This is a genomic window from Parafrankia soli (assembly GCF_001854695.1).
Classification (GTDB): domain Bacteria; phylum Actinomycetota; class Actinomycetes; order Frankiales; family Frankiaceae; genus Parafrankia; species Parafrankia soli.
In genome coordinates this window covers 1-7,378 of the sequence record NZ_MAXA01000055.1, presented here as the reverse complement: position 1 = coordinate 7,378, position 7,378 = coordinate 1, and the positions used below count along the sequence as shown (strand labels likewise).

Genomic DNA, 7,378 nt, shown 5'->3' with positions numbered 1-7,378 from the left:
TGAACGCGGCGATCAACATCCTTCGGGTCGGGCTGGCCCGTCAGGCCACCGAAGCGGCCTGAGAAGCCGACGGCTCCAGCCGTCGGAGGAGTCACGGTGCCCACGACCTGGCCCTGTCGACCTGCCAGGACGCGGTCCGTCCGTGCACGGGTGCAGTCAGAGCACGGCCAGTCCGGACGCGGATCGTCAGGACACAGATCGTCAGGACACAGTGGGGAACGTCCTGGACGGAGCCCGGCGGATGACGGCGGCGCCCAGCACGGCGACGACCGCGGTCAGGGCGAAGACCACACCCAGCCCGGCTGAGGGTGTCCCGGTGGAGGCTTCGCTGGCCGCGACGGCCACTCCGCCAAGACCTGTCCCGAACGCCGTTCCGAGGTTGTCCGAGAGGGTCACCGAGCTGGACGCCGTGCCGTGCCGCTCCGGCGGCGTCTCGGCGAGGACCAGGCTCACCACCGGCGAATACGCCAGGCCCATCCCGAGCCCGGCGAGCCCCCAGCAGGCGATCGGCACCGCCAGCGGTACGCCGTCCGCCAGGACCAGGGCGAAGCCCGCCGTGCCGGCCGCCACCAGGAGCAGGCCGGAGCGGATCAGCTCCCGCCCCGGGTAGCGCCCGGCCAGCCGCGCCTGCGTCCAGGAGCCTGTTGTCCAGGTCACGGTCGCGACGGTGACCGCGGTGCCGGCGACCGTCGTGGACTGCCCGCGCGCCGCTGTGACGGCCAGCGGGACGAAGGTGTCGGCGCCGAAGAAGGCGAAGGTCAGCAGCCCGCGGGCGGCCACCGCCGCCGCGATGCCGGGACGTGCACGCAGCGTTCCCTCCGGGAGCAGGACGCGCAGCGGCCGGTAGGCGAGCAGCCCCCCGGCGAGAACCGGCGCGATCCCCAGCGGCGACCGGCTCGTCAGCCCGGCCAGGATGAGGCCGGCACCGACGCTCACCCTGATCGCGGCGACGAAACGCCGCGCCGCCCCGCCGGTGGGCGCGGTCGGCGGCGGCCCCAGCCCGCCCAGCGCGCGGACCGTGATCGCCCCGGCCGCCAGCACCAGCGGGAGCAGCCCGCCGAAGACCCACCGCCAGCCGGCGTGCTCGGCGACGAGCGCCGAGGTCACCGGCCCGACCAGCCCGGGCACCACCCAGGCGGTGGACGTCACCGCGAACATCCTGGGCCGCTGCGACTCCGGGTAGGCACGCCCGATCGTCGCGTACAGCACGGCGGGTACCGCGCCGCCGCCGAGGCCCTGCAGGATGCGGCCGGCCACCAGGATCTCCATGGTCGGCGCGAGGGCGGCCACGGCTAAGCCGGCGGCGAACAGCGACAGCCCGACGGTGAACGGGCGCACCGCGCCGACGCGGTCCGTCTCCGCCCCGGCGATCACCACCCCGACGAGCAGACCGAGGAAGAACCCGCTGGTCGTCCAGCCGTACAGGGACAGTCCGGACAGGTCGGCGGCGACCTCCGGCAGCACGGTGACGACCGCCATCGCCTCGAAGGCGATCAGTGTGACGGTGCTGACGAGGCCGATCGTCAGGCCGCGCAGGCTCGGGTCCCACGGGGTGGGTACGCGGCCGGGCTCCTCCCGCGCCGTGGTCACCCCCGAAGCCGTAGGCCGCGGGGGGTCGGGTGGAACCCCGCCCGCTCCAGGGCCGCGCCGAGCCCGCTGCCGACCACCGCGGCGCCGTCGGCCTTCTCCACGGCCAGCCGGCCGAGGGACCCGGCGCGGACCGCCCCGGCCAGGGCACCCACCGCCGGGCCGAGCAGGCCCGGCGCGTCCGACCACGACAGCAGGGTGCGGCCGCCTCGTTCGACGTAGAGGACGAGCTCGCCGTCGACCAGGACGACCAGCGCGCCGGCCTTGCGCCCCGGACGGTGGCCCGAGCCCTCGCCGTCGGCTGCCGGGCGCTTGGGCCACGGCAGCGCGGCACCGTAGGGATTCGCCGGGTCACTGGCCGCGAGCACGACCGCCGCTGCGGCGCCGGTGTCCCCGCGGCGGGCGCCGTAGCCTGGCGGACCCCCGGACCCGGCGGCCGGGAACCGCTCCGCCGCCGCGGCCCCGCCCAGTCGCGCCGCCGCGGCATGGCCCGACCCCAGACCCGGGGTGCCCAGGCTCTGGGCGCCGAGACCGGAGGCGCTGAAGCCAGAGACGCCGAGACCAGAGGCGACCAGGTCGGGGGCGGACCAGGCGGGCTGGTCGGCGGCGTCGCGCTGCGCCCCGGCGATCACGCGGAGCCGGTCGACCGCGCCGGGGACGGCGAACTGCGCGGCCCCCAGCGACTCGACGAAGTAGCCGCGGCGGCACCGCCCGGCGTCCTCGAACGCCGACAGTACCCGGTACACCGCCGCGAATCCGCCTGGCGTGCGCTCGGCGGTGACCGCGCCGCGGGTGACGATGCCGTGCCGGTCCAGGAGGGACTCGGCCAGCGCGTGCGCCCGTCGGGTCGGGTCGGGTTCCCGCTCCGGCAGCAGCGACCACCGGCCGCCGACGGTGGGCGGGCCGGCCCGGCGCGGCATGGTCGGCCGGCCGAACCGCGCCGGTCGGCCGCGCGCCGAGCGCCGGCGCGGCGGCACCGGATGCGCGGGATGCGCCGGACGCCCGGCGCCGAGCTGGACGCGCAGGGCGGCAAGGGTGTCGTTGGTGACCAGACCGGCCCACACCAGATCCCACAGCGCGTCCGCCAGGGCCGTGTCGTCGAGCGCGCCGACCCGGTCGGAGAGGGTCCGGAAGAACAGCGCCTGGTCGCCGGCGAGGGCGTCGAGGATCGCGCGGTGCAGGTCGCCGCCGGCGGCGTCCAGGTCGGGCGGGGGCAGCAGCTCCCCGGCGGAGTCGGCCAGCACGAGGGTGACCCAACCGTCGTTGCCGGGCAGGCCGCCGGCCCCGGCCCACAGCACCTCGCCGGTCGCGCACAGCTCGTCCAACATCGCCGATGAGTAGTCGCTGACCCGGGCGGGCAGGACGAGCTGCTCCAGCGCGCTCGCCGGCACCGGGGCGCCCTGGAGCTGCTCCACGGCGCGCAGCACGCCGTCCACACCGTGCCCGCGGCCTGTCGTCACCGACTGCCAGGCGGGCAGGAACGCGCCCATCGCCCGGGTGGGGACGGCCTCCACCTCCTTGCGTAGCGCCGCCAGGCTGCGGCGGCGCAGCGCGCGCAGCACCCCCGCGTCGCACCACTGCTCGCCCGCGCGGTCGGGGTGGAGTTCGCCGCGTACCAGCCGCCCGGTCGCGGTGAGCCGCTCGAGGGCCCCGACGACCACCGCCACCCCGAGCCCGAAACGGGCGGCGACGGCGGCCGGCTCGAACGGGCCGTGGGTGCGGGCGTAGCGGGAGACCAGGTCGCCGAGCGGATCGCGGACCGGCTCGGTGAACGCCGCCGGCACTCCCACCGGCAGCGGAACACCGAGCGCGTCGCGCAGGCGGCCGGCGTCCTCGACCGGGGCCCAGCGCGCCTCGCCGCCGATCCGCACCCGGATCACCCGCCCGGCGTCCGCCAGCGCCGCCAGCCAGGACGGCGCCACCCCCCGCGCCCCGGCCTCCTCGTCCGTCAGGTCGCCGAGGGCGCGCAGCAGGTCGGCGGTGGACTCGACGTCGTGGGCGTGCCGGTCGGGCACCAGCCGCTGGAGCTCGGCGGTGATCCGCTCCAGCGCCCCGGGATCGATGAGCTCGCGCAGCTCGGCCTCACCGAGCAGCTCGGCGAGGAGCGAGCTGTCCAGGGAGAGGACCTGGGCGCGCCGTTCGGCCAGCGGCGCGTCGCCGTCGTACATGAACGCGGCGACATAGCCGAACAGCAGCGACGAGGCGAACGGGGACGGGGACGGCGTCTCGACCTCGACCACCCGCAGCGAGCGGGCGCCGATGTCGCGCATCAGGCCCACCAGGGCCGGGACGTCGTAGACGTCCTGCAGGCATTCGCGCATCGTCTCGAGCACGACCGGGAAGTCGCCGAAGGTCGAGGCGACCGACAGCAGGTGCGCGCTGCGCTGGCGCTGCTGCCACAGCGGCGTGCGCCGCCCGGGAGTACGGCGGGGCAGCAGCAGCGAGCGGCTCGCGCACTCACGGAACCGGCTCGCGAACAGGGCGCTGCCGCCCACCTCGGCACGGACGAACGCCTCGGTCTCCTCGGGCTCGAAGACGACCAGCTCGGCCTCGGGGGGCTCGGCGGCGTCGGGCACGCGGGCGACGATGCCGTCGTCGGTGTGCATGATCTGGACCTCCGCGCCGTAGCGCTCCCGCAGCCGGGCGCCGATCGCCAGCGCCCAGGGGGCGTTCACCGGCGCGCCGAACGGCGAGTGGACGGCCAGGCGCCAGTCGCCCAGCTCGTCGCGGAACCGCTCCACGACGATGCGACGGTCGTCGGAGAGATGCCCGGCGGCGGCGCGCTGTTCGTCCAGGTAGGTCAGCAGGTTCGCGGTCGCCCAGGTGTCCAGCCCGGCGGCCCGCACCCGGTCGGCGGCGTCCCGCGGGCTCGCCGCGGACAGCTCCCGCAGGAACGAGCCGAGCGCGCGGCCGAGCTCGGCAGGCCGGCCCGGCGCGTCACCGTGCCAGAACGGCAGCCGACCGGGCCGGCCCGGCGCCGGGGTCACCAGCACCCGGTCGGGGGTGATCTCCTCGATCCGCCAGCTCGACGAGCCGAGCAGGACGACGTCGCCGACCCGGGACTCGTAGACCATCTCCTCGTCGAGCTCGCCGACGCGGCTGGCCTTCTCACCGACGAGGAAGACCCCGAACATGCCGCGGTCGGGGATCGTCCCGCCGCTGGTCACGGCGAGCCGCTGGGCGCCCGGCCGGCCCGCGAGGACCCCGGTCGCCCGGTCCCAGGTGATGCGCGGGCGCAGCTCGGCGAAGTCGTCGGACGGATAGCGCCCGGCCAGCATGTCCAGCACGGCCTCGTAGGCGGAGGCGGGCAGGGTGGCGAACGGCGCCGCGCGGCGGACCAGCGCGCCCAGCTCGTCCACCTCGCGGTCCTCGACCGCCACCATCGCGACGATCTGCTGGGCCAGCACGTCGAGCGGGTTGCGCGGGTAGCGCACGGCCTCGATGCGCCCGTCGCTCATCCGCTCGGCCACGACCGCGCACTCCAGCAGGTCGGAGCGGTGCTTGGGCAGCACCACCCCCCGGCTGGCCGCGCCGACCTGGTGGCCGGCCCGGCCGATCCGCTGCATGCCGGCCGCCACGCTGGGCGGCGACTCGATCTGCACGACCAGATCGACCGCGCCCATGTCGATACCCAGCTCGAGGCTGGACGTGGCGACCACCGCGGGCAGCCGCCCGGCCTTGAGGTCCTCCTCGATCAGCATGCGCTGCTCACGGCTGACGCTGCCGTGGTGCGCCCGCGCCACCTCGACCCCGGCCGGCGACACGGCCGAACCGGCGACCCCCATGATCTCCGCGGGGGCGCGGGAGTCCGCGGGGCCGGCGCGCTCGCCGCTCTCCCACCCGTCGGACTCCCAGCCGCCGGTCTCCCGACCATCGGGGTCGCCCGTGGCGCCCGTGGCGTCCGCGGTGGCGAGACGGTCGGCGTACAACTCGTTCAGCCGCGCGCACAGCCGCTCCGCCAGCCGCCGGGAGTTCGCGAACACGATCGTCGAGGAGTGGCCGAGGATCAGGTCGAGCACCTTCTCCTCGACCGCCGGCCAGATCGACGCCCGCGGTGCCGCCCCGGCGGCGGAGCCCTCCGGGACCGCGCCGGCCACCTCGCCGAGGTTCGCCATGTCCTCGACCGGGACCACGACGTCTATATGGAGGGTCTTCGCCGCCGGCGGGCGCACCACGGTGACCGGCCGCGGCCCGCCGAGGAACCGGGCCACCTCGTCGACCGGGCGCACCGTCGCGGACAGGCCGACCCGCTGGGCGGGGACGTCCAACAGGTCGTCGAGGCGCTCGAGGCTGAGCGCGAGGTGGGCGCCGCGCTTGGTGCCCGCCACCGCGTGCACCTCGTCCACGATCACCGTCTCCACGCCGCGCAGCGCCTCCCGCGCGGCGCTGGTGAGGATCAGGAACAGCGACTCCGGCGTGGTGATCAAAATGTCCGGCGGGGTGCGGCCGAACGCCCGGCGCTCGGCCGCCGGGGTGTCACCGGAGCGGACACCCACGGACACGTCCGGCACGGGCAGGCCGAGCCGGGTGGCGGCGGCCCGGATGCCGGTGAGTGGCGCGCGCAGGTTGCGCTCCACGTCGACCGCCAGCGCCTTGAGCGGGCTGACGTAGAGCACCCGGCAGCGGCGGGCCGGATCGGCCGGCGGCGCCGAGCGGGCCAACGAGTCCAGCGACCAGAGGAAGGCGGCGAGTGTCTTGCCCGACCCGGTCGGAGCGACGACCAGGGCGCTTTCCTCACCGGCGACGGCTGCCCACGCGCCGGCCTGGGCCGGAGTCGGCGCCGCGAAGGAGGACGCGAACCATTCCCTGGTCGGGGCCGAGAAGGCGGCGAGTGGGTCCGATGCGGTCACGTGCACCAGTCTGCGTCCTACCCCCGACACAACTCGGCCCACCGACAGAACTTGCCCGCTCCGCGGTTCCCGTGGGACGTCGCGTGCCCGCGCCCGGCGTGACGGTGCCTGCGCCCGGCATCACGGTGGCGGGGCGTCGTGGGGCGCCCGGCGCCCGGCGCCCGGCGTCTGGTGGCCGTGACCGGCACCGGTGCGTCCCGCGCCGGGAGGCCGGGCGGGAGGCCCGTGCACACTGGTCCCGTGCGACTGACCGAGTTCTGGGCGAACATGAACAAGCAGTTCGGCGCGGCGTACGCGGACTCACTGGCACGCGACCATGTGATCTCCGGGCTGGGCGGGGCGACCGTCGAACGGGCGCTGGGCCGGGGCGACGACCTCAAGCAGGTGTGGCGCGCCGTCTGCGACGAGTTCAACGTGCCGGCCCGCGATCGCTGACGCGGCGGCCCGCGCCGCCGCCAGGTTGGCGTCGGCAGGTCGTCGACCGGCTCGTTCGTCGACCGGCTCGTTCGGGCGGTGACGGTCGGCRCCGGACGGCGCGGCGCGGGGCCGAGCGGCCACCCGTGGTGTCAGGGGTATGCGCGCGGCGTGCCGGAACCACCCGTTCGGGTGGGCGCCGGCGTGTCACTATGGCTTCGAACGGATGTTCGGCTAGTGTTGTCCACATGCGCTCAGTTGTCCACAGAGGCCACCCGGCTATCGAAACTGTCGGACCCACCCCCTAACGTCGGATCGTGGCCAAGACTCGACGACCTCAGCCAGGAGTAACTCCAATGGCAGGACCCGACCGCGACAAGGCGTTGGAGAACGCTCTTGCGCAGATCGACAAGCAGTTCGGCAAGGGCTCGGTCATGCGGCTGGGTGACGACACCCGGCCGCCGATCCAGGCCATCCCGACCGGATCCATCGCGCTGGATGTCGCGCTCGGTATCGGGGGCCTCCCT

At 75.7% G+C, this 7,378-nt stretch carries 3 protein-coding genes and 1 pseudogene; 2 read left to right on the top strand and 2 right to left on the bottom strand.

Features of this window, described 5'->3' with window-relative positions; genetic code table 11:
* Window positions 1-201: 201 nt before the first annotated feature.
* Together BBK14_RS06795 and BBK14_RS06790 are read right to left on the bottom strand one after the other, a co-directional pair.
* A complete protein-coding gene (locus BBK14_RS06795) occupies window positions 202-1,590 on the bottom strand; it encodes an MFS transporter (RefSeq protein ID WP_071060336.1) in 1,389 nt (462 codons plus the stop codon).
* The gene (locus BBK14_RS06790) at window positions 1,587-6,467 is read right to left on the bottom strand and encodes an ATP-dependent helicase (protein ID WP_420849131.1); all 4,881 of its coding nucleotides are present in this window, start codon (window positions 6,465-6,467) and stop codon (window positions 1,587-1,589) included. The genes BBK14_RS06795 and BBK14_RS06790 overlap by 4 nt, the downstream gene beginning before the upstream one ends.
* Window positions 6,468-6,677: 210 nt before the next feature.
* Here BBK14_RS06790 and BBK14_RS06785 point away from each other — a divergent pair, with 210 nt between their 5' ends.
* Both BBK14_RS06785 and BBK14_RS34790 read left to right on the top strand, forming a co-directional pair.
* Complete coding sequence (locus BBK14_RS06785; protein ID WP_071060334.1) at window positions 6,678-6,872, top strand: DUF3046 domain-containing protein; 195 nt, start codon at window positions 6,678-6,680, stop codon at window positions 6,870-6,872.
* 335 nt (window positions 6,873-7,207) lie between these two features.
* Window positions 7,208-7,378, top strand: a pseudogene (locus tag BBK14_RS34790) (recombinase RecA); the annotation flags it as partial.